The organism is Kineococcus indalonis, assembly GCF_009906395.1.
GTDB classification, from domain to species: Bacteria; Actinomycetota; Actinomycetes; order Actinomycetales; family Kineococcaceae; genus Kineococcus; species Kineococcus indalonis.
On the sequence record NZ_JAAALM010000649.1, the window covers coordinates 1 to 1,956 of the forward strand.

At 74.4% G+C, this 1,956-nt stretch carries 1 protein-coding gene; it reads right to left on the bottom strand.

All coding sequences use genetic code 11. From position 1 onward, the window contains the following. Nucleotides 1-1,701, bottom strand: a 1,701-nt coding sequence (locus GTR00_RS19910; protein WP_166613281.1) for a peptidoglycan D,D-transpeptidase FtsI family protein, incomplete at its 3' end; no start/stop codon positions are given. Nucleotides 1,702-1,956 lie beyond the last annotated feature (255 nt).

The following is a 1,956-nucleotide window of genomic DNA, read 5'->3' on the forward strand; positions in this document are numbered from 1 at the left end:
GGAGGGAGCCACCCGGCGCTGCTGCAGCGCGTACGTCATGACGTCCTTGAACACCGGGCCGGCGGCGGAACCGCCGTAGTAGTTCGTCTTGGGGTCCTGCAGGATGACGGCGACGACGAGCTGCGGGTCGTCGGCGGGGGCCATGCCGATGAACGAGGCGGTGTAGCCGGAGTAGCAGCCGCAGTCGGCGTCGTAGCGCTGCGCGGTTCCCGTCTTGCCCGCCACGAGGTACCCGGGGATGTCGGCGGCCTGCGCCGTGCCGCCCTCGCCGACGACGGCCTGCATCATGTCCCGCAACGTCTTCGCGGTCTGCGAGCTGACGACGCGGGTGCTCGCCGGGGCCGGGGCGGCGCGGTAGTTCCCGTCCGGGTCGGAGGTGCCGGAGACCAGCTGCGGCTGCACGCGCACGCCGTCGTTGGCGACGGTGGCGAACACCGACGCGGCCTGCACCGCGTTGACGGACATGCCCTGGCCGAACATCACCGTGTAGCGCTGGGTGCCGGAGTAGTCCTCCGGCGGCGCGATGATGCCGGCGGTCTCGCCGGGGAAGTCCAGGCCGGACTCCTGCCCCAGCCCGAACCGGCGCTGGTAGTCGTACAGCTGCGCGGGCTCCAGCTGCTCGCCGGCCTTGATGGTGCCGGTGTTGCTGGACTCGGCGAGGATCCCCGCCAGGGTGAGCTCCTGCTCGGGGTGCGAGTGGGAGTCGTGGAACACCTTGTCGGAGCGCTCCAGCTGGTCGGGCACCGTGAACCGGCTGGCGGCCGTGGAGGTCCCCTCCTCCAGCACCGCGGCCAGGGTGATGACCTTCGCGGTGGAACCGGGCTCGAAGGAGTCGGTCAGCGCGGTGTTGTTCAGCTCCGAGTTGGAGAAGTCCGTGAGGTTCGCCGGGTCGATGCTGGGGGCGCTGGCCAGCGCCAGCAGCCGCTGCTGGCGGTCCATCACCACGACCGTGCCGGAGCGCGCGCCGGTGGCCTCCACCTGCGCGGCGATGGCCGAGCTGGCCTTCCACTGCAGGTCGGAGTCGATGGTCAGGTGCAGCGAGGTGCCGTCGACGGGCTCGGTGATCTCGCGCTCCCCCAGCGGGATCTCCTGCCCGCCCAGGCTGCGCTCGTAGCGGACCTGGCCGTCGGCGCCCTCCAGCAGGTCGTTGTCGGCGTACTCCAGCCCCGACAGGGGCCTGTCCACGGTCTTGCCGTCCTCGGTCTCGCTGGAACCCAGGACGCCCACCAGGGTGGAGGCCGCGCTGCCGCTGGGGTAGATGCGCTGGGTGGTGCGCTCGGAGGTGATGCCCGGCACGTCGGCGTCGGAGACCCGCTGCCACAGCTCGGGGGTGATGCCCACGGCGACGAGCGCGTACCGGTCCTCCGGACCGGAGCCGGTGAGGGTGGCGGTCAGCGCGGCCTCGTCCACGCCGAGGACCGGGGCGAGCACGCGCGCGGCGCCGGCCGGGCCCGTGGGCAGGTCGGCCTCTCGCGGCTCGCCCTGCGCGTCCTCGTTGAAGCCGACCAGGATCTTCGGGTCGGCGACCACGTCGCGCCGCTCGACGGAGGTGGCCAGCACGACCCCGTCGGCGTCGAGGACGTCGCCGCGCTGGGCGTACAGGGTGCTGGTGTGGGTGCGCTGGTCCAGCGCGGCCCGGGCGAGCTCGGCGGCGTCGGCGCCCTGCAGCTGCACCAGCCGCCCGGCGAGCAGGCTGAGCACGACGAGGACCGTGAGGACGAACGCGCGCAGGCGGCGGTCCGGCCGCGCGTCGTGCGCACGGGCCCCGCCGCGCCCGCGGGGCGGTCGGGTCGCCGCGCCGGTGCGGGTCGCGGGCTTCGCGCGGGGGGCGGGCGGTCGGGGCAAGGACGGACCTCTCGGGTTCGCCCGCGTCAGCGGGCGGCGCGGACGTCGGGGCGTGCGGCGGGGTTCAGCGCTCAGCGCCGTCGGCGGCGGTGGCCGGCGCGCTCCCGGCGC